This is a genomic window from Bacteroides sp. MSSM.1001136sp1_RTP21357st2_D2_RTP21359_211015 (genome assembly GCF_040913205.1).
GTDB classification, from domain to species: Bacteria; Bacteroidota; Bacteroidia; order Bacteroidales; family Bacteroidaceae; genus Bacteroides; species Bacteroides ovatus.
In genome coordinates, this window is record NZ_JBDFVF010000028.1 from 1 (window position 1) to 22324 (window position 22324).

The 22324-nt window shown below is 41.7% G+C and carries 16 protein-coding genes and 1 tRNA gene; 6 read left to right on the forward strand and 11 right to left on the reverse strand.

The window, feature by feature from the left end; all coding sequences use genetic code 11:
- The 3 genes from AB5217_RS17370 to AB5217_RS17380 all read right to left on the reverse strand — a co-directional run.
- A partial coding sequence (locus AB5217_RS17370) for an acyltransferase family protein (protein WP_368117374.1) occupies window positions 1-1040 on the reverse strand: 1040 nt, incomplete at its 3' end.
- Window positions 1041-1342: 302 nt separating this feature from the next.
- The gene (locus AB5217_RS17375; RefSeq protein WP_032844011.1) at window positions 1343-4024 is read right to left on the reverse strand and encodes a 4-alpha-glucanotransferase; all 2682 of its coding nucleotides are present in this window, start codon (window positions 4022-4024) and stop codon (window positions 1343-1345) included.
- 131 nt (window positions 4025-4155) lie between these two features.
- A complete protein-coding gene (locus AB5217_RS17380; protein WP_032844009.1) occupies window positions 4156-6699 on the reverse strand; it encodes an adenosylcobalamin-dependent ribonucleoside-diphosphate reductase in 2544 nt (847 codons plus the stop codon).
- Between the two features lie 284 nt (window positions 6700-6983).
- Here AB5217_RS17380 and AB5217_RS17385 point away from each other — a divergent pair, with 284 nt between their 5' ends.
- Window positions 6984-7727, forward strand: a complete 744-nt coding sequence (locus AB5217_RS17385; protein ID WP_008024992.1) for an NADPH-dependent oxidoreductase — start codon at window positions 6984-6986, stop codon at window positions 7725-7727.
- A gap of 111 nt (window positions 7728-7838) precedes the next feature.
- Here AB5217_RS17385 and dnaA read toward each other — a convergent pair whose 3' ends face one another.
- The 3 genes from dnaA to AB5217_RS17400 all read right to left on the reverse strand — a co-directional run bounded on the left by dnaA (window position 7839) and on the right by AB5217_RS17400 (window position 11765).
- Window positions 7839-9251, reverse strand: coding sequence for a chromosomal replication initiator protein DnaA (gene dnaA / locus AB5217_RS17390; protein ID WP_004299347.1), 1413 nt, complete (start codon window positions 9249-9251; stop codon window positions 7839-7841).
- Between the two features lie 351 nt (window positions 9252-9602).
- On the reverse strand, window positions 9603-10496 hold the full coding sequence (locus AB5217_RS17395) for an MlaD family protein (protein WP_004299349.1): 894 nt from the start codon (window positions 10494-10496) through the stop codon (window positions 9603-9605).
- A gap of 9 nt (window positions 10497-10505) precedes the next feature.
- Entirely contained in the window at window positions 10506-11765 is a 1260-nt protein-coding gene (locus AB5217_RS17400; protein ID WP_042994454.1) for an N-acetylmuramoyl-L-alanine amidase, read from the reverse strand.
- A gap of 81 nt (window positions 11766-11846) precedes the next feature.
- Here AB5217_RS17400 and AB5217_RS17405 point away from each other — a divergent pair, with 81 nt between their 5' ends.
- Both AB5217_RS17405 and AB5217_RS17410 read left to right on the forward strand, forming a co-directional pair.
- Window positions 11847-12791, forward strand: a complete 945-nt coding sequence (locus AB5217_RS17405; RefSeq protein ID WP_032844007.1) for a bile acid:sodium symporter family protein — start codon at window positions 11847-11849, stop codon at window positions 12789-12791.
- Between the two features lie 23 nt (window positions 12792-12814).
- Complete coding sequence (locus tag AB5217_RS17410; protein ID WP_004312343.1) at window positions 12815-13285, forward strand: GNAT family N-acetyltransferase; 471 nt, start codon at window positions 12815-12817, stop codon at window positions 13283-13285.
- 221 nt (window positions 13286-13506) lie between these two features.
- Here the strand turns inward: AB5217_RS17410 and AB5217_RS17415 are convergent, their stop codons facing one another.
- From AB5217_RS17415 to AB5217_RS17425, 3 genes are all read right to left on the reverse strand, one after another.
- Window positions 13507-13872: an MmcQ/YjbR family DNA-binding protein gene (locus AB5217_RS17415; protein ID WP_008650146.1), complete on the reverse strand. Its 366-nt coding sequence runs from the start codon at window positions 13870-13872 to the stop codon at window positions 13507-13509.
- A 143-nt stretch (window positions 13873-14015) separates the two neighbouring features.
- Window positions 14016-15350 (reverse strand): TPM domain-containing protein, encoded by a 1335-nt coding sequence (locus AB5217_RS17420; protein WP_032844006.1) that lies wholly within the window; start codon window positions 15348-15350, stop codon window positions 14016-14018.
- Between the two features lie 217 nt (window positions 15351-15567).
- On the reverse strand, window positions 15568-16734 hold the full coding sequence (locus AB5217_RS17425; protein ID WP_149964312.1) for an exo-beta-N-acetylmuramidase NamZ domain-containing protein: 1167 nt from the start codon (window positions 16732-16734) through the stop codon (window positions 15568-15570).
- Between the two features lie 70 nt (window positions 16735-16804).
- On the opposite strand from AB5217_RS17425, the gene AB5217_RS17430 reads away from it, so the two are divergent.
- Window positions 16805-17341 carry an HDIG domain-containing metalloprotein gene (locus tag AB5217_RS17430; RefSeq protein ID WP_004312347.1) on the forward strand — a complete coding sequence of 179 codons (537 nt, stop codon included), beginning with the start codon at window positions 16805-16807 and terminating at the stop codon, window positions 17339-17341.
- A gap of 88 nt (window positions 17342-17429) precedes the next feature.
- On the forward strand, window positions 17430-20147 hold the full coding sequence (locus tag AB5217_RS17435) for a putative LPS assembly protein LptD (RefSeq protein ID WP_195647558.1): 2718 nt from the start codon (window positions 17430-17432) through the stop codon (window positions 20145-20147).
- 144 nt (window positions 20148-20291) lie between these two features.
- On the opposite strand, the gene ung is transcribed toward AB5217_RS17435, so the two are convergent.
- Window positions 20292-20954, reverse strand: a complete 663-nt coding sequence (gene ung / locus AB5217_RS17440; RefSeq protein WP_195647556.1) for a uracil-DNA glycosylase — start codon at window positions 20952-20954, stop codon at window positions 20292-20294.
- Window positions 20955-20960: 6 nt separating this feature from the next.
- Window positions 20961-21998 (reverse strand): aspartate--ammonia ligase, encoded by a 1038-nt coding sequence (gene asnA / locus AB5217_RS17445; RefSeq protein ID WP_004306648.1) that lies wholly within the window; start codon window positions 21996-21998, stop codon window positions 20961-20963.
- Between the two features lie 221 nt (window positions 21999-22219).
- Between asnA and AB5217_RS17450 the strand changes: the two genes are divergently transcribed.
- Window positions 22220-22292: transfer RNA gene (locus AB5217_RS17450), tRNA-Arg, on the forward strand.
- Window positions 22293-22324 lie beyond the last annotated feature (32 nt).

The window sequence follows — 22324 nt, forward strand, 5'->3', positions numbered from 1 at the left end:
TCATATACTGTCTTTTTAGTGTGATCTTGTTTGACTTTTAACAGGTCTTTCTGTGCAACCATTTGTGGAATCACTTTAAGAAAGACGGGTGTGAGCAGAAGGCAGATGCTTAATGTTATAAGCAGAAGTGCGCTTGCTTGTGCCCAACTATTGTGAATATAACGGCTGACTAATGGACCTAAAAAATGAAGTATCGGTCCATGAATACTCAAGGTGATGATTGAATATCGTCCTAAGTAAGAAACAACCTTTATCTTCTTCACTTTTTTGCAAAGTAACATAATCATAAATATTCCTGCAAACGCAGCGATATATACTTGAAAAATATTTCCCGTATAATTGTTGGTACGCATCCCCAATGTAGTAGCGGTAAAGTACATTACCACCAGTGCCAATACAACAAAAACCGGTATCAGTTTGTCGAAACGATGGCTGGGATATAGAAAGAAATTATACCGTCGGATCCAGAAACCGGCCACATAGAAGGGGAGGGCAGTCATGGAAACATCTATATACAGGGGTAACTCTATCTGTAATTTTCCGAGATAAAATCCTGCGCAACCAATCAGGATTGTCACAGCGAACATGACAGGCAGATGCTTTTCGCGCAGAAAGTGAATTAGATAAAACAGGATGTTGCAATTGAATAATGCGAGTAGAAACCAGATCGGTGGATTGAACTTGATAAGGTCGTGTCCATGAAATACAACTAAGAGTTCATTCCACGACACAGGCAGTTGAAATACCCTCGGAGCAATCTTCCAAACAATGTATTTCATTAGAAATGCACTTAGATAGAAGAAAAGAAAAGGAATAATCAATTTGTTTATTTTTCGCAGGATGAATCCGAACAGGCCTTCGTATGATTTGAAAAACACTCCCGAGATAAAGAAGTAAAGCGGCATGCGGAAACAGGATAACATCGAATTCGTATCCAGTTGTTCGAAGGCCCCTCCAACGTGTGCCATTACCACAAGGATAATGCAGACTCCTTTGGTTAAGTCCACAAAATCAATACGTCTGCTCTGGTTGCCTTCCATTATCTCTTTTAATTTCTCTTTTTCGGCGCAAAGATACTTTATAAATCGGAATAAAAAGAGGAACATTGAAAAAATAAACGAATGATGCGAAAAGCGAAAAAGTATGATATATAGTAATGATATTATTGCGAAAAAAACGGTTGACTATGTTTTGAAACTCCTTATTTTACCTCTGTTATCAATATATCCTTGAAAAACGAATGACGCGGATCACATAGATTTTTAGCGTTCTTAATCTAGTGTTATCCGCGTCGGTAGTGTCCGGAAAATATCCTTTTTGAAAGTTACTTGTACCTTTTATTCTATTTATTCGGATCTCTTCCTGTGTATTTAATCAATTCGCTAATCTTATCATTGAGTGTTTTTGCTTTCATCAACTGTTCCAGAGTGAGATGCATCCGGTATCTCCAGTAGTTTCGTGGATTGGATGGAACATTAATTCGCTCTTCCGCCACATTCGGATTTCTCCATTTCCCGTCTATTGATAACCAATCCTGGAAAGACAAGATACAGAGAATGGAATTACTGTTGAGATGGTTGCGTACGATTTCCTCGCACAACTCCGGGGTGGCAGTTGTCGGTGCAACTCCATAATGTCCTAACGTTGCATTATAGTAACGTTGGGTCTGTTGATAATCTTCTTCCCACCAGCCACGCAACGTAGACATATCGTGAGTGGAGATTGTGCAGACAGACCGGTACGGATACTCATTTAAATGCCCGAATTCATGCATCGGATTCTTAGGCATTCGCTGAATTTCCAGACTAAGAATCCGGAGCTCATTCATCACCGACGACACACAAGCAGGAATCATCCCCAAATCTTCTCCACAAACCAACATGCGGGTTGATTGTGTCAGTTGAGGTAACTTCTTCATAGCCTGTTGATACCAGAACTCGTTGTGCCGATGATAATAATACTGGTCGTATAGTCTGTTAAACGCATTTTTCTCTTCTTCGTTCAGCGACCGGAATACGAAATCTCGTTGCACACCGATACGCGGGTGGTATTTACCTTCCTCTTTCTTATCCGCAACAAATAAGACGTTACTGATTAATGAATAAAGCCCTTCCCGAATCCAGATACTATCTTCATCATTTCTACCAGCAAAGAATTGTTCTACCTCCCGTTGTGTTTCGAATCCCGGTTTCATCCGATAAAGTCCGGAGTCATCAATCAATTGAAGAAAGTCCTGTTTGACTAAATGGGTATGCGGTCCGAACAACTGTCCGAGGAAAGATTCATGGATGAATGGTAGCAGATATTCATCGCGGAACGTTAGACCATAACTTTCGATTTCTTCTCGGCTCATCGGCAAAGAAGGATCAAACTGGCCTAACAATCCATGTACAGCGTGCATTGGTATTTCCCAAATACGGAAAAAACCGAGGATATGATCGATCCGGTAAGCATCGAAGTATTCCGCCATTTTCTGAAAACGCTTCATCCACCAGCGGTATCCGTCTTTTTCCATGACATCCCAGTTGTATGTGGGGAATCCCCAGTTTTGCCCGTTGATCGAGAAATCATCGGGCGGAGCACCCGCTTGTCCGTTGAGATTGAAGTAATGAGGTTCTGTCCAGGCTTCCACGCTGTTGCGGCTGATACCAATCGGAATATCCCCCTTTAATACGACACCGTGTTGGCGGGCATATTCGGTTGCAGACAACAATTGCAGATGCAAATGATACTGGATATAATAATACAACGAGATGTGAGGATAATCTGCTGTTCCCGGTTGGCACATTTTTTCTATATCTTCCGCTTGGTAAACAGAGTGTCGCGGCCATTTGCGGAAATTGGGCGTTTTGTAGGCATCGCGCAGATAACTAAAGACTGCATAAGGTTGCAGCCATTCCTTGTTCGTTTCAAAGAAATCTTTGAAATCTTTGGAAGCCAATACCTTTTCTCCTTCCTGGCGAAACAGTAAGTTGAAAAATTCCCATTTAGTTTGGTTGACCGCTTCGTAGTCAATAGCAGGGAGGCTGTTCAGTTCCTTTTGTTTCTTGCTGAATTTCGATGCCGCTTCTTTATCTTTCAGAGTTCCCATTTGCCTGATATCCGCATACATCGGATGGAAAGCATAAATAGAAATGCTGTTATAAGGATAAGAGTCCGTCCATGCATGAGTCATGGTGGTGTCGTTGACCGGTAAAATCTGAATAACTTTCTGACGAGTATTTACTGCCCAGTCGACCATACGTTTCAAGTCGCCGAAATCACCTACTCCGAAACTTTTCTCTGATTTTAAAGAAAATACGGGTATAGCGATTCCTGCCCCTTTCCATGCGGGGATGTCGAAATAAACATATCGGTCGGAAATCACGAGCGTTTCGTTGGTTTTCAGTTCCGGGTCTGCCAGATAGCGGTTAGGGTTTTTCTCCCAGCAGTCTGCTTTCTTTTCCTGTTTGTTGTAGAGGATGAATTTATATTCCAGCGGATATTTTAGTTTGCTGGCGTCCAATTCTATCTGCCATTCCGGGAAATTGGTGTCACTCATCAATACCGCTTTCTCCGGGTCCCAGTGACCTAATGATTTCTGGTTGCCACAAATTGCCAGGCAATAATCTTTGTTGATACATGGGGCGTAGGCCTTGATAACCAGTCCCTTCTTATATCTTTGCGGGATATTCTCTTTTTCAGGATGTGCCAGTAAGGCTTCTGTAAAAGCAGAACTATAAAGATACAGTTGTTCCGGGATATTTTTCCAGCAATCATTGATTCTGTATATCTTCCTGGAGCTTCCTGATAAGAAAATAGATCTCGAAAAACTGTCCCATTCCTTGCGGATAACTATTCCGTTTTGCTCTATCTGATAGCTATAATTGATAGTCATCCCTTCTTGAGGGACTTCAAGCTCAAGTTCTGCCGTCCAATAGATACCATCGGTGGTGTGTAAAGGAATTGATTCCGGAAATAAGCCGGAAATCCTTACTTCTTCTCCCCAATTGGTGCGGTATTCAATATTAAATGATAGAATCATATATATTAGATTTTGATTGTATATGTAAGACACTGCAAGTATAAGACATTTTTTTGAATAAAAAATAAAAGGAGCCGCACCGGACTCCTTTTAATCTTTTGTTTATATATTAATTAACATACGTAGGACTATTATCCACATCTGGAAGCGCCGCAAGTAGTACAAATCAGACAGCCTTCCTGATAAACCAATGTCTCGTTGCCACAGTTCGGGCACTTCTTACCTTTGGCTTCCGTTCCATCCTGAATATACTTCTTCAATGCACGTTCTACACCGTTTTTCCAAGTGTTGATACTTTCACTGTTCAATTGCAGAGAGCCAACCAGTTTGATGACCTGTTCAATCGGCATCCGGTAGCGAAGCACGCCGGAAATCAATTTTGCATAGTTCCAGTATTCCTTGTTGAACTTCTCCGACAATCCTTCAATGGTCGTCTTATATCCGCGTTTGTTCTCGAATTGGAAGTCGTAACGTTTGGTACCGTCTTCATCCACATTTTTGATGATACGTCCGCAAGTTACGCTCTTAGGCAGCAAGATACCTTCGTCGTCATCTTGCAAACCAGTGAATATTTCATAGGGGTGTCCGTCCAATAATCCGACAAAAGCTACCCATTTTTCCTTGTTGTTCTGGAAACGGACAACGTCTGCTTCCAATATTCTCGGACGTACCTCTACAACCGTAGGCGGTTTGCAAGGAGGAAGTCCTTCTTTCTTGTCTTTATCCGATTTCGTAGAGATCAGCACTCCGGAGCGTGAACCGTCACGATATACGGTACAACCTTTACAGCCGGATTTCCATGCCTCTACATACAGGCGGTTTACTAAATCCTCGTCCACATCGTTCGGCAGATTGATGGTTACGCTGATAGAGTGGTCTACCCATTTCTGGATTCTTCCCTGCATCTTCACCTTCATCAACCAGTCGACATCGTTAGAAGTCGCTTTGTAATAAGGAGATTTGGCAACCAGTTCGTCAATCTCTTCCTGGGTGTAACGTCTGGCCGGATCGTATCCGTTAGCTTCCATCCAGGTAACAAATTTATGATGGAATACGATGTATTCTTCGAATGCGTCCCCTGTTTCGTCTACAAAGTCTACATGCACATTCGTATCGTTCGGGTTCACCTTTCTTCTACGTTTGTAAACAGGCAGGAATACAGGCTCGATACCCGAAGTGGTCTGCGTCATCAAACTGGTCGTTCCGGTTGGAGCAATCGTCAGGCAGGCAATGTTACGGCGACCATATTTCTTCATGTCCTCATATAGTTTCGGATCAGCTGCTGCCAGGCGTTGGATGAACGGATTGTTCTGTTCACGTTCGCTATTGTATATTTCGAAGGTACCGCGTTCTTTGGCCATTTCCACTGAAGAACGATAGGCACCGAGAGCTACTGTCTTGTGTACTTTTTCAGAGAATTCCGTTGCTTCTTCCGTTCCGTAACGCAATCCTAATGCAGCAAGCATATCACCTTCTGCAGTGATACCTACGCCGGTACGACGACCTTGTCCGCTCTTCTTGTAGATTTTCTCCCAAAGTGCACGTTCCGCATGTTTTACTTCTTCGTTTTCCGGATCTTCGTCAATCTTGGTCATGATACGTTCGATCTTCTCTAGTTCGAGATCGATAATATCGTCCATGATCCGTTGAGCGAGAGCCACGTGTTTTTGGAACAGGTCGAAATCAAAATAAGCATCCGGTTTGAACGGATTTACCACATAAGAATATAGATTGATAGCCAGTAAGCGGCAAGAATCGTAAGGACATAGAGGGATTTCTCCGCATGGGTTGGTAGATACCGTTCTGTAACCCAGGTCTGCATAACAATCAGGCACAGATTCACGGATAATCGTATCCCAGAACAAAACGCCCGGTTCTGCCGATTTCCATGCATTGTGAACGATTTTCTTCCACAAGGTAGAAGCGTCGATTTCCTTGGTGAATGTAGGTTGGGCAGAGTCGATAGGATATTGCTGTACATACGGCTTTTCGTCTACGGCAGCCTGCATGAAAGCGTCGTCCAACTTGACAGAAACGTTTGCTCCGGTCACTTTACCTTCGGTCATCTTGGCATCAATGAATGCTTCCGAATCCGGATGCTTGATAGACACGCTCAACATCAATGCACCGCGACGTCCGTCTTGAGCTACTTCACGAGTGGAATTCGAATATCGTTCCATGAACGGAACAAGACCGGTAGAAGTCAACGCCGAGTTTTTAACGGGAGAACCTTTCGGACGGATGTGTGATAAGTCATGACCTACACCACCGCGTCTTTTCATTAGTTGTACCTGTTCTTCGTCGATTTTGATGATAGCGCCATAAGAGTCGGCTGCACCGTCCACTCCGATAACGAAGCAGTTGGATAGTGAAGCAACCTGGTAGTCGTTACCGATTCCTGTCATCGGGCTACCTTGGGGGACGATGTACTTGAAGTGATCCAGTAAATCATACAGTTCTTTTGCTGTCAACGCATTCGGATACTTCGATTCTACGCGTGCCACTTCATTTGCAATTCTCCAATGCATGTCTTCCGGGGATTTTTCATAGATATTACCGAAAGAATCCTTTACTGCGTATTTGTTTACCCAAACCCTTGCAGCAAGCTCGTCGCCTTGAAAATATCGTAAAGATTCTTCATAGGCTTCGTCGTAAGAATAAATCTGTTTTTCCACGATTCAATTTGTGTTAAATCTCGTTTTTAATAAGTAATATGTAGAAGTTTACTTATCGTTAACAAATGTAGGCGCAAAGCTAAGAATGTTTTTTCATCTATCAAAATAAAAATGAATTAATTTATTAACAGGTTGCAAGTTTTCCATTTGTTTATGCTAAGTATTTGATAAACAGATAAAATTGAAATTTGTTCAAAGGTTAAAGTTCTCCAAAAAGAAAACTATTCTATTCTGCTAGTGTGGTGGAATATTTTTTTCTTTTTATATCTTTGCAAAAAAAAGATATGTTTGAAACCGTAAAAAACAGAAGAACTATCCGGAAATATCTGCCTAAAGATATAAATCCGAGTTTGTTAAATGATTTGCTTGAAACCTCTTTCCGTGCTTCTACGATGGGTGGGATGCAACTTTATAGTGTGATTGTGACTCGCGATGCGGAAATGAAGGAGAAACTTTCGCCTGCTCATTTCAATCAGCCGATGGTAAAAAATGCTCCGGTCGTACTGACTTTTTGTGCTGATTTCCGTCGTTTCAGCAAATGGTGTGAACAGCGGAAAGCAGTGCCGGGCTACGATAATTTAATGTCTTTTATGAATGCGTCTATGGATACTTTGCTTGTTGCGCAGACTTTTTGTACGCTGGCGGAAGAAGCAGGACTCGGCATTTGTTATTTGGGAACTACCACTTATAATCCTCAAATGATTATTGATACCCTCCAACTCCCCGAACTGGTATTCCCTCTCACCACAATAACGGTAGGCTATCCGGATGGTATTCCCGCACAAGTAGATCGTTTGCCTTTGGAAGCTGCCGTGCACGATGAAAAATATCACGACTATACACCGGAAGAAATAGATAAACTCTATGCCTACAAAGAATCATTGCCGGAAAACAAGCAGTTTATCGAAGAAAATAAAAAAGAAACATTGGCTCAAGTCTTTACGGACGTGCGTTACACAAAGAAAGATAACGAATTTATGTCCGAAAATCTATTGAAAGTACTTCGCCAGCAAGGATTCTTGAAATAAGTATTAAGTATTTTTCAAGTATTAAGTATAAAGTATTATCCATGCGGACAGGCTTTATTATACGGTTTCGCACCAGGGTAATACTTAATACTTTATACTTAATACTTGATTTCAGTTTCTCTTTTTCAGTAACGATTCTATTTCCTGTACTTCTGCACTAAAGCTTTTGTCCACCTCCAATTGTCCTTTTACGGTTTTGCAGGCGTGAAGTACCGTTGCATGGTCTTTGTTACCGATAAACTTACCTATCTTAGAAGTTGAAAAGTCTGTGTGGTTTTTAGCTAGATACATGGCAATCTGTCGTGCTTGAACGACTTCCCTTTTTCTGGATTTTGTATGTATGGCAGACGGTTCCAGATCAAAATGTTTGCATACCACTTTGAGGATATCATCGATGGTAACCGCTTTTGTTTCGTTATGAACCACGCCATGTACAATGTGTTGTGCCAAATCCAAATCTATTTCTTTGTTGAAAATAGTGGAACGAGCCATGATAGCAATGACGATACCTTCCAGATCGCGTACACTTTCATTCACATTTTCGGCAATATAATCGATCACTTCCGGCGGGAATTGTAATCCGTCGCGGTGGATCTTGTTGCGTAGAATGTTTTTGCGAAGTTCTACCGTCGGCTTTTCAAGCTCGGCTACCATACCCCATTTGAAACGGGTCAGGAGGCGTTCTTCAATACCTTGCAACAATACAGGAGCACGGTCTGAAGTTAATATAAGCTGTTTGCCGTTCTGGTGTAAATGATTGAAGATATGGAAGAAGTTGTTTTGAGTCTTGGTGACTCCGGCAAACTCCTGAATATCATCAATGATTAATACATCGATCGTCTGGTAAAAGTTAATAAAGTCGTTGGTCGTGTTATTGCGTACAGAATCCGTATATTGTACCTGGAACAAATGTGCCGAAACGTACAATACTCTTTTCTCTGGATAAATCTCTTTGATTTTCGTGCCTATTGCGTTTGCCAGGTGCGTCTTTCCTACTCCGGATGCTCCATAAAGGAATAACGGGTTGAAAGCAGTCCCTCCCGGTTTTTGCGCTACGGCTTCCGCCACACTTCTTGAAAGTTTATTGCTGTATCCTTCAATGAAGTTCTCAAAATTATAATTAGGATTCAAATGCGGATCCAAATCCTGAACGGCAGGGGCCTGTAGGAAGCTGGGAGCTTTGTTTCCTCCGATTATGCTTTTGGGAGTAACAGCCGTAGAACGATTGCTTGCTTCGAGATTCACGGTTTGATTAGGAATCGAAGTCTTGTCCACCATGACATTGTACATCAACTTGGTTCCTTCGCCAATGACCTTATATAATGTCTTACGTATAAGATCTACGAATCTCTCTTCCAGTATTTCATAGAAAAACTGGCTCGGGATCTGTAAGATCAACGTTTTGTCCTCATATTTCAACGGAACAATAGGGGCAAACCAAGTATTATATGTCGTCTCGGGAACATTGTCTTTAATAACGTCGAGACAGCGGTTCCAAAGTACGACATGATTTGATTCAATCATAGTAACTTTTAATACATTTATTAATTAAGCAAAACTTCTACGTTTGCAAAATTGGGAATCTTATTCGGAAAAAACAAATCTATTTTTTCTTGTTTTTTTCATGCTAACAATAATGTGTTTACTTTCAATGACTTATGCGTTTGTTGTCGGACACACTCTGTTTACCCTCTCTTGCAGTTTTATAAGTATCTGTATGTTAATGTCTTATATATATAATTTTAGCCTTTTTTCTCACTTTTGTACGTTTGTACGGGAATATTATTTCGGTTTGTAGATAGACATTTGAAGAGCAATCTACTTTCTTTTGAAAGCCCTTCGTTATTTAGATAAAATCTATATAACGATAATTTGCTACTTGTCTTTCTTGCCGAATAATGAGAAGTGAACGTACCGTTTCGGATGCTCTTTCAGGTCTTCTAATAAGCTGGCTGCATTTTCAGTTGTTGCATTTAGATTATTGTATAAAGTCGGGTCGTTGAAGAGCAGTCCGATAGTGTTATCTTTGCTGTTTAATTTTTCTGTAAGTATTTTTACGTTAGCCAGCGTTTCGTCTATTTTTTTGAAAGTGGCTGCATAGTCTACTTCTTTCAAATTTCCGCTGATGACAACAAAGTTGTCTCCGATGGTGTTCAGCTTGCTGGTGAGTTGAGGAATATCATTACTCATCAGCCCTTTTACCTGCGAACTGACTACTGCCAGGTTGGCGGTTGTCTTCTCTATCGAGTGCAGGGTGGCAGGGATGCTCTTGTCTCCTAATATATTGTTCAGAGAGATGAGGATAGAATCCAGTTTCGGAAGCATTTCTTCTACCTTTGGGATCAGTTTCGCCGCGCTTTCCATCATTCCGTTGTTCAGTGTGCCGGGGATCGTATCTCCTACGGCATATTTTTCGCGCGGGTTGTTTGCCAGAAGAATATTCATGCGTACGCCTCCCATAAGTTCGGATACAAGCTCGGCACTACTTCCTTTGGGAATCCGCAGTTCCGTGTCCAGTTCCACTTCGACAATTACATTTCCGGGTTTGGCATAATCATAATAGATGTCACGTACGATACCTACACGAACACCGTCGGCAAATACCGGGCTTGATTTGGTGAGTCCGTTTACGTTTTCAAATTTGGCATAGAAATAGCTGGAAGGTTGAAACATGTGTATACCTTTCAGCCAGTTAATTCCGTATATAAGCACACATAGTGCAACGATACCTGCAATACCTATTCTGACTTCTTTTGTAATGTACTTCATTTTATCTTTTTATTTATTTCTTCTTTTCTTGAATTCGGCAATCGCTTCATTGACGTTCATTTTCTCGCCGTTCCGGAAAGCGATGATAAAGGCGTCTTTGAATTGTGCCGTAATGGTGCGCTTCGTACGCAACACCTTATTATAATCGGCGGAGGCTCCATACGTATATTTGTATATTCCCCCTTCCTTATAATAATCTACCTCTTTCAGTCCTTTCAGCCGTTTGTCGTTTTTGGCGAGAGGTTTGGAAGAAGTAAGTATCTGTATCTTAAACGTAATTTCACTGTCATTGGTTGCACTCTCTACTACAATTGGGCGTTTCGGTGCTGTTTTTGCTGTTGCGGCAGGTTTTGTTTTTGCTTCGGCCAATAGCTTTTCCTGTTGGGGAGCTGTGTTCACGCTTTCGGTATCCTTTTGGGCAGTTGCCGGGGTATTGTCTTCTTCCTGTTCGGTTGGGACGATCGTTTTGCTGACTCCCGTTAGGCGCAGTTCATGTTCTCTCTTATAATTTAAGAAAGCACGGTAGATGCCTTTTGCCATGGTGCCGGCCCCTTCTTCGGAATTCAGATAGCGCTCCTCTTCGGGCGTAGAGATAAATCCTAGTTCTATCAGAATGCTCGGCATGGCACTCGCTTTTAAGACAAGGAATCCGGCTTGATGCACTCCACGGTCTGCCCTTCTACAAGTTTGGCGAAATTGTTTCTGCATCAGTGAAGCTAGGTGTACACTCTGCTCCATGTATTTATCTTGCATGAATTCAAATATAATATATGACTCGGCAGAGTTCGGGTTGAAACCGGCATATCTTGTTTTGTAGTCACTTTCGTAGAGGATTACGGAGTTCTCTCGCTTGGCAACTTCCAGATTAGCGTCTGATTTGGCTAAACCCAGTGTCCAGGTTGAAGCACCTTTTGCGGTACGGTTGTTAGCCAATGCATTGGTGTGAATGGAAATAAAGAGGTCAGCCTTCGCGTTGTTGGCAATTTCTGCGCGTCGGTCCAAAGGGATGAATACATCTTTGCTACGAGTGTAAATCACTTTGACGTCGTCGCAATTCCTTTTAATCAGATTTCCCACTTTCAGGGCAACGTTCAGATTGATATTTTTCTCTTTCGAGATTTTGCCGATGGCGCCCGGATCATGTCCGCCATGTCCTGCGTCGATAACTACTACAAAATCCTTCCCCCATAAGTGGTTAGTACATGAGGGTAGAAAAAGCAGCCAGAGGCAAATGAATATGTATAATATGTACGGTCTATTCAGTTTCATATCTATAATACGGTGCAAATGTAGTAGAAATTTGTAGAAAACTCATTATTTGCCATTAAGTTTTGTGTTTTTTTCGGTTTAATGATAGCTTTTTTCCTGAAATCTCCGTTACTTTGTGCTTCGAAGTTAAAATGTACGACGATGCTTAAGTTTTTGAAGAATTGGACGTTACCTATTGCTATGCTGGTAGGTGCTATAGGTTATCCGCTGTTTATCAGCCTTTCTTTCCTGACTCCTTATCTTATTTTTACGATGTTGCTATTGACCTTCTGTAAGGTATCTCCTCGTGATTTGAAGCCAAAACCTCTCCATTTGTGGTTGTTATTGATTCAGATTGGTGGAGCGTTGGCTGCTTATCTGTTGCTTTATCGCTTTGATAAAATTGTAGCAGAAGGAGTGATGGTTTGCATTATTTGTCCAACGGCTACGGCTGCTGCGGTGATTACTTCCAAGTTGGGAGGGAGTGCGGCCAGTCTGACTACTTATACATTGATAGCAAATATTGGAGCGGCTATTGCTGTGCCCATTCTTTTTCCTTTGGTGGAGGTCCATCCTGATGTCACTTTTTGGGAGGCGTTTCTTGTTATTTTGGGTAAGGTATTTCCGTTGTTAATTTGTCCTTTTTTGGTTGCCTGGTTGTTGAGCAAGTGTTTGCCGAAAGTACATCAGAAGTTATTGGGTTATCATGAACTTGCTTTTTATTTGTGGGCTGTATCTTTAGCTATCGTAACTGCGCAAACATTGTATTCTTTGCTCAATGACCCGGCGGATGGTTTTACGGAAATCATGATTGCTGTCGGAGCACTGATTGCCTGTTGTTTGCAGTTCTTTTTGGGGAAGACAATCGGCTCGATTTATAATGACCGTATCAGTGGTGGGCAAGCACTTGGACAAAAGAATACAATTCTGGCTATTTGGATGGCGCATACCTATTTGAATCCATTGTCTTCTGTGGCTCCCGGTTCGTATGTGTTGTGGCAGAATATAATCAATTCGTGGCAGTTGTGGAAAAAGAGAAAGAGATAAAATTGTGAATAATTAGGGATTATATGATTACTATAAGGATAGCTTTAAATACGGATATAGAGGAAATTCAGTCTCTATATCGAAACACAGTGTTAGTGATAAACAGGCGTGACTATTCACAGGCCGAGGTTGAAGATTGGGCATCGTGCGGAGATGATCCTTCTAAAATAGAGGGTATGATAAAAACTCACTATTTTATTGTTGCTGTTAATCGGCAATCTGAAATCGTCGGTTTTTCATCCATTACACCTCAGGGCTATTTGCATTCAATGTTTATTCATAAGGATTTTCAGGGCAAAGGTGTTGCTACACTATTGTTGAATGAGATAGAACGTTATGCCGTCGCAGCCGGGATTACGCGGATTACCTCTGAAGTGAGTATAACAGCCCGTCCATTTTTTGAAAAGCGAGGGTATATAGTAGAAGTAGAGCAAAAACGCAGGGCTAATCAGCTGTCTCTTACTAACTATTGGATGGCCAAAAGCCTTGTATGATGAAAATTTATAATGGTCGTGTCCCGGCATGTGGCGTGTTTTGTGGTGGGTGTCCTACCTATACACGGCAAAAAAAACTTGTCTGGGAGCGCAATTGAATAGTGCACGCTGTGAAAAATGTAAAACATTCCCCAACACAAGACATCGGAGCTGAAAATGAAAACGATGGAAAGAATATTTGAAATAAAAGACCTGAAAGCACTGGAAGACTTTTTGCAATCTCAAACAGAAACCCGTTCTTTCTTTGTCAGACTTTTGACTACAATATCATAGGATTTGCTTACGAGTTCTTTGATCTTATCATCAGATACGTCTTGATTGAAATAAACGCTGATCCAATATTTCTTATTCATGTGCCAGCCTGGTTTTATACCGGCATATTCAGTTTGCAGTTCTCCAGATTCGTCAGGGTTACATTTGATGCAACAAAAATCGAAAATCTCAATGTTAACGAAACAAAACCATTTGTCCGCAACATAAAAGCATAGAACGTCACGGCTATATTGGTCGGGTACATTGGGAAAAGGCATCTTCTCGTGAACTCCTTTAAAAGACAGACAATATTCTCTAAATTCTTCTATATTCATTTCACTTTTTTATGTTCGGTTATCTATGCAAAAATAGTTAGAATAAGGGAGTGGACAACCATCTTTCTATGAAAATATTCAGGTGAGATGTGTTTTCATGTCCTTTATTTGGTTAGTCGACTTCTTCGGATGGATAGTTGATCTTAAAAACTACTTGACGCTCCACCGCCACCGCTATGTCCACCACCAAAACTGCCGCTACTACTTCTACTACTGCTTCTGCCACTACTACTGTGACTATTACTAGAACTGTCACTATTGGGGGGTGTCTTGCGGGGGATCTTCTGTGTTGTCTGCTTTTTATCTCCGCACATCAGGCAAAGATAGTCGGCAACCTCCAATCCGGCATCGGAATATGTGGGCTCTTTAATTGTTTTCCACGGGCTGATACGCTTGGAAGCAATGGTATGGCATTGATTACACATCCTATATTCGCTTATGGTGATAGATTTATACCGTAAAAGCCAGCCGCAGGAAGTACATTGATAAATACGGTGGATAGCAGAACCTAGTTTGTGTTCCATTTGTTCGGAAGCAGATAATAAAGGGGTTGCAAGCTCATTGGGTAAAAGTTGTAAAGCCACAGCTTTGCAAGAATCGCAGGTTTTACTCTGCAAAATAACACGTTGTTTTTGGTAGAACTTGTACCATAAGGATGCCGCAATAAGTGCAGGCCAGACTAGAAAAAACAATACAAGACATCCAAGTGGGTTGTAAAGTGTCAGGACTTTGATTGCTGCTAATGCTGAACTGTCTTTGGGGCGAGCTTTATTTACCTTCATGAGGTAAGTGATAACATTTACCAGTATCAAGAATACCCAAAGCATAGGCGGCTGATTTGCCAGAAAATTCCACAACGTATTGCTGGCACTTTTCCAGTAATTATCAGAAGTGCCTTGAGAAACGGGCTCATAGTCGCTTCCATAAAGCACCAATGTTACAGCCCGGACTCCCTCTGTTATTCCTCTGTCAAAGTCGTTTTTTCTAAACCACGGAACCATTTCATTCTGTTGAATGCGAAAGCATAAAGCGTCGGGAAGTACTCCTTCCAAACCGTATCCGGTTGCGAAAGTGACTTTACGTTGATCGAGTACTAAAAGAATCAGTAATCCGTTGTCGTCCGCTTTCTTTCCGATGCCCCAGTGTTCAAAAAGCTTGTGGGCAAACTCTGCCGGAATATCTTCACCGATAGAAGGGAGTGCAACAACTGTCACTTCAATACTCAATGAATCTTCTAACTGTGACAACATATTATTTATTCCCCACACATAACTTTCATCCAATATCTGATTCGGATTGCTGACCCAATTGGAAGAGCTTTCATTACGCGGATTGGGGACATCTGTTACTTTATAAATATCTACTGTTTGTTCGTGCTCTAAAGCCAATGCAAAAGCATGACTACCAAAGGTATAACAGAAAACAAGAAGTAATATCCGGACTATTCCCCTGAAACTTTTTTGTGTTTTATCTTTCATTATTGTGTTATTAACTGATTGTTCTTAGAGTAGAAAATAACTATCATAACTCTCATTCTTTTTGCTAATATAGTTATTATCTGATGAATAAGAATGATAGATGTTTCTGAAATTTTGTATCTATCATACTTTCTTCATGAAATATGGGTATCTATCATACTTATTCTTTTAATTATAAGTGGTTTATAAAAATGAATGAGAGTATGATACTAGTTTTTTACTCATAGAGAAGATGTTTTTTTCTAATCTCTTTGTAATCCTGTAACTCCTTTTGCCAACTATTCCGGATAGCCTCTTCCGATTCTCCTTTGAGGATAGCCTTGCGTACGCTGTCAGTTCCCATCAGCAAATCAAACCATCGGGCACGGGAGAAGAAGGCTGCGCTTTCACCGGATAAGCGATAAAAGTTCAAGAAGTAGCGGAGTGTAAATCCGTTCACATCGGTTACATTCCGGAGGTCTTCCCCATAGCAGGTGATACCTTTGTGCATCGGGTTTTTGTCAAAACCGGGTAAGGAGCGGGGAGTAAAAGTGAAACTTCCGTATTTCTTATTAGGTGCGCCTAATACTTGGAAAGGAAAAGTTGTTCCCCGTCCCACGCTGACGCGGGTAGCTTCAAAAGGACAGAGTGAAGCATACAATCGGATAGACTGATCGTTCGGGAGGTTGGGCGACGGTTTGATGGGGAGTGAATAAGGCTCTCCATGTTTCCACCCGGTCATTGGAATTACCTTTAATGAACAAGGATTTTTCTTGTTGGCAATCCATCCTTCCCCGTTTATCATCTGTGCCAGTTCACCGATAGTACATCCGTGAAGTACAGGAATGGGAAGCATGCCGACAAAGCTCCGGTAAGCAGGTTTGAGTATCGGACCATCCACATAGTCGCACGGATTGGGGCGATCCAGTACAATCATTTCTTTCTTGTTCTCTGCACAAGCATCCATCACATAATACATCGTGCTTATATAGGTATAAAAGCGTGCCCCTACATCCTGAATGTCGAATAAGATCACGTCAACATCTTTTAGTTGGGTGGCAGACGGCTTTTTGTTATCACCATAAAGCGATACGATAGGAATACCGGTGCGGGAATCTTTTCCGTCTTTCACCGTTTCACCTGCATCCGCGTTACCGCGGAAACCATGTTCGGGGGCAAATGCTTTGACTACCCGGACGTCTCTCCTTAATAAGGTATCGAGAAGATGAACCCGCTTTGCTCCCACGACAGAAGTGTGGTTGACTACCATTCCGATGCGTTTTCCTTTCAGCAACGGCATATATTGATCCATTTGTTCTGCTCCCGTGACAATTTGACTGCTTACACGCATTGGTGACAACATAATGAACAGAAATATAAGAATGAAGGAAGCTCGAGTTTGCATATCGGTAATTTTTTTTGTAATATTGCACAAAAATATTAATTTCTCATCAAGAGAGCAAAAAATAAAGCACATGAATCCATACGAAATCATTGATAAATATTATCCGGAAAATACGCAGCAGAGACAAATTTTAGTAATTCATAGTCTGGCGGTGTCCGGAAAAGCAATGAAAATGCTGGATGCTCATCCCGAATTGCGTTTAAACCGGAGTTTTGTGAAAGAAGCTGCTCTGTTGCATGATATTGGTATTTTTCAGACCGATGCTCCCACCATTCAGTGCTTTGGCACTCATCCTTATATCGCCCACGGATATTTGGGAGCTGAAATCTTGCGGGCGGAAGGTTTCCCCCAACACGCATTGGTGTGCGAACGCCATACGGGAGCCGGACTCTCGTTGGAAGATATCATTGCCCAGCAGCTCCCCGTTCCTCATCGTGAGATGCTGCCCATTACCCTGGAAGAGCAATTGATTTGCTTTGCGGATAAATTCTTTTCTAAAACCCATCTGGATGAAGAGAAAACTGTGGAAAAAGCGCGGCAAAGTATTGCAAAATATGGTGAAGAAGGCCTAAGCCGCTTTGATAGATGGTGTTCTCTCTTTTTATAGCACTAAAAAATAATTAAATAACGAAGATTCTAACTCATATTTGGTGAAGATTGTGTACTTTTGCCACTTCAAGCTAAACTATTAGTTAATGGCGCCATTGAAAGCAAAAATACTTATATCATTCATACTGCTGATTGTCTTACTGATGCTTCCCGATGAGGCTACGTCTCAGCGTCGAAGAAGAGGAATGATTGCCTCCAATACCGCACAAACGGATTCCCTTCAGGGAAATGATTCGTTGAAAGCAGATACGGTAACGGTACGCATTGATTCCATCGCACCGGTAAAGAAGAAACAACCACTCGATGCACCGGTTGTTTATGAATCCAACGACTCCACTGTCTTTACTTTGGGAGGAGCTGCTACACTTTATGGTAGCGGAAAAGTTAATTATCAGAACATCGAACTCGCTGCGGAAGTTATTTCGATGAATCTGGATAGTAGTACTGTGCATGCTTACGGTATCAAGGATACTACCGGAGTGGAAAAAGGTAAACCGGTATTTAAAGAAGGAGATACCTCTTATGATACGGAAACCATCCGATATAATTTCAAAACCAAAAAAGCGGGAATTACCGATATCGTCACCCAGCAGGGAGAAGGATATGTGACTGGAAGCAAGGCGAAGAAAGGAGCTAATGATGAAATTTTCATGGAGCATGGGCGTTATACAACCTGCGATCATCATGACCATCCTCACTTCTATATGCAGCTGACGAGAGCTAAAGTGCGTCCTAAAAAGAATGTGGTGACAGGACCTGCCTATCTGGTTGTGGAAGATGTGCCTTTGCCGTTGGCCGTACCGTTCTTTTTCTTCCCGTTCTCCAGCAGTTATTCTTCCGGTTTCATTATGCCGACTTATATGGATGACTCCAGTCGTGGTTTCGGTCTGGCAGAAGGAGGATATTACTTTGCCATCAGTGATATTATGGACTTGAAGATGACGGGTGATATCTTCACGAAAGGGTCATGGAGATTATCCGGATTGACAAACTATAATAAACGCTATAAATATTCCGGTACGCTGCAAGCGGACTATCAGGTTACCAAAACGGGAGATAAAGGTATGCCGGACTATACAGTTGCTAAGGACTTTAAGGTAGTATGGAACCATCGCCAGGATGCTAAAGCCAGTCCGAACAGTACATTCTCCGCTAGTGTAAACTTCTCAACCAGTAGTTATGAACGTTCCAATATCAACAACCTTTATAATTCGCAGTTGTTGACTCAAAATACCAAAACATCAAGTATCAGTTATTCTCGTAGTTTCCCTGATATCGGTCTGACTTTATCCGGAACCACCAATATCGCACAGACGATGCGTGACTCTTCTATTGCGGTCACTTTGCCTGACTTGAATATCACATTAAGCCGTCTGTTCCCGTTCAAACGTAAGAAGGCGGCGGGAGCTGAACGCTGGTACGAAAAGATTTCCATTAGCTATACGGGACGTTTGACAAACAGTATCCGTACAAAAGACGACCGTCTGTTTAAAGCCGGACTAAGCGAATGGGAAAATGCGATGAATCATAACATTCCCATCAGTGCTACTTTTACGTTATTCAAATATTTGCAGGTTTCTCCTTCGGTCAATTATACGGAACGTTGGTATACTCGTAAGATCAATCAGCAATATAATGAGGTCGATCATAAGTTGGAGGCATTGCCGGGTGATACGTTAAACGGTTTTTACCGGGTATCCAATTATTCGGCAAGTTTGAGCTTGAGTACGAAATTGTATGGTATGTACAAACCTCTTTTTGCTAAAAAGAAAGAGATACAGATTCGTCACGTATTCACACCGCAGGTAAGTCTTAGCGGTGCTCCGGGATTCAGCAAGTATTGGGAAGAATATACCGATTATAATGGCAATACGCAATATTATTCTCCTTTCACCGGTCAACCTTATGGCGTACCTTCGCGGGAAGGATCGGGAACGGTCAGCTTCTCTATTTCTAATAACTTAGAGATGAAATATTACGATGCAAAGAAAGATACGCTTAAAAAGGTTAGTCTGATTGATGAATTGGGAGCAAGTATGTCTTATAATATGGCTGCTAAAGAGAGGCCTTGGAGTGATTTAAGCATGAACCTACGTTTGAAACTGGCTAAGAATTATACGTTCAACATGAACGCATCGTTCGCTACGTATGCTTATACATTCGATAAAAGTGGTAATGTAGTAACTAGTAACCGTACAGAATGGTCGTATGGTCGTTTTGGACGTTTCCAGGGATATGGTTCTTCTTTCAACTATACCTTTAATAATGACACATGGAAGAAATGGTTCGGTCCGAAAGAGGAGGATGAAAAAGGGAAAGATAAGAATAAGTCGGAGGATAGCGACGATGAGGAGTCCGATGGAACGGAAGGAGACGGTACTACGCCTAAGAAAGTAGAGAAAGCACAGGCTGACCCGGATGGTTATCAGGTATTTAAGATGCCTTGGTCATTGAGTCTTAGCTATTCGTTTAATATCCGTGAAGATAGAACGAAGCCTATCAACCGTTATTCCATGCGATATCCTTATACTTATACGCATAATATCAATGCAAACGGAAATATAAAGATTTCTAATAACTGGTCGCTCTCATTCAACTCGGGTTATGATTTTCAAGCAAAAGAGATTACCCAGACTTCTTGTACAATATCCCGTGACTTGCACTGTTTCAACTTGTCCGCCAGTCTTTCTCCTTTCGGACGTTGGAAGTATTACAATGTTACAATCCGTGCGAATGCAAGTATTCTGCAAGACTTGAAGTATGAGCAGAGAAGTCAGACGCAAAGTAACATTCAGTGGTATTAAAGGGGAAACGATAATGAATGTTTAGCGATAACGTAAAGAGTAAGCGATAGAGCATAAAAGAAAAACAATGAGCGGTGAACAAGATATGCATTTATATTGCATTAGTTGTTCACCGCTCATTGTTTTTCTTTCACTGTTATCTATCTACCATGCGATTTCTGTTTCTCCATGTGCTTTTAGATAATCGTTTGTACGGCTGAAATGTTTGTTTCCGAAGAAGCCGTTGTAAGCAGAAAGAGGAGAGGGATGGGCGGAAGTGAGTACCAGGTGTTTGTTGCGGTCGATAAACGCTCCTTTCTTTTGAGCGTATGATCCCCACAGGATAAATATCAGGTTTTCTTTTTCTTCTGCCAGGGCACGGATTGCAGCATCAGTAAATGTTTCCCAGCCACGGTTCTGATGTGAACCAGCTTGGTGAGCACGTACGGTCAGCGTAGCATTGAGCAACAATACTCCCTGTTCTGCCCAGCGAGTCAGATTTCCCGTAGCAGGGGCATCTGTGCCGATGTCGGCTTTGATTTCTTTGAATATATTCACTAATGAAGGGGGAAAAGGCACTCCGTCGTTTACAGAGAAACAGAGACCATGCGCTTGTCCCGGTCCATGGTAAGGATCTTGTCCTATAATTACAACTTTCACTTTGTCGAAAGGACAAAGGTTGAAAGCATTGAAGATCAGTTTTCCCGGAGGGAAGATCTGATACTGGCTATATTCGCTTTTGACGAAATCGGTCAGTGTGCGAAAGTAGTCTTTTTCGAATTCGGGTTCTAAATGTGCTTTCCAGCTTTCTTCAATTTGTACATTCATAGTCTGTTATATAAGGTGTATTTCAAGTTCTTCACATTCCTTGCGCATATCTTCGGGCCAGATGCTGGCTTGTATTTCTCCGATGTGAGCTTTGCGAAGGTAGAACATACACAAGCGGGATTGTCCGATACCTCCTCCGATAGACAGGGGAAGGGTGTCATTCATCAATCGCTTGTGGAAATAAAGTTCCAGTCTTTTTTCTTCTTTTTCTTCTTTTAACTGACGTTGCAAGGCTTCTTTGTCTACACGGATTCCCATCGATGATAATTCGATGGAGCGTTGCAGTACATTGTCCCACAATAGGAGGTCACCGTTTAGTCCTGGCAGGTCGTTCAGTCCTTTGGTAGTGTAGTCGTCATAGTCCGGTGCGCGTCCGTCGTGCTTCTTGCCATCACCAAGTTGACAGCCTATTCCTATGATAAACACAGCTCCATATTTCTGACAGATGGCATGTTCGCGACATTTAGGTTCCAGGTTTGGATAAAGCTGGCGCAATTCCTCTGAATGAATGAAATGTAGCTTTTGTGGCAGGCAAGGTTTGATTTGCGGATACATTTCATATACCATATATTCTGTACGGATCATAGCCGCATAAATACGGTTGACGATTTCCTTTAGGAAGTTCACAGTCCGGTCTTCATTGGTGATGACACGTTCCCAGTCCCACTGGTCTACGTAGAGAGAATGCAGGTTGCCCAGTTCTTCGTCTGACCGAATAGCATTCATATCCGTATAAATACCATATCCCGGTTCGATGTGATAGTCAGCTAAGGTCAACCTTTTCCATTTAGCCAATGAATGAACCACTTCGGCTTGCGCATCGCCCAGATCTTTGATTGGGAAAGAAACAGGTCGTTCTATTCCATTCAAATCATCATTGATACCCATTCCTTTCAATACGAAAAGAGGGGCAGTCACACGTCTAAGGCGTAGTTCGGATGACAAGTTTAATTGGAAGAACTCTTTTATTTGCTTGATTCCCAGCTCGGTCTGTTTGAGGTCGAGTAGCGGCTTATAGTTCTTAGGTTTTATCAAGTAACTCATAGGTTTGTTAAATGTTAATTGTCGGCAAAGATAGGAATAAAATTGATATATGTAATGGATATTCTCTAAAAGATTGTCAATTTGATAAAGTAAATGCTCTAAAGCATTTCAAAATAACAGTCTTCTAATATAGGGAAGTACCTTAAGAACTATAAAAAAAGGAGAATCATTAGGAAGATGAGAAGATTTTTTATACTTTTGTCCTCGCATTTAGAAAGAATGGCCCCGTAGCTTAGTGAATAGAGCGTCAGATTCCGGTTCTGAAGGTCGTGCGTTTGAATCGCACCGGGGTCACAGAAAAATCCCTTGATAATCAGCTGATTATT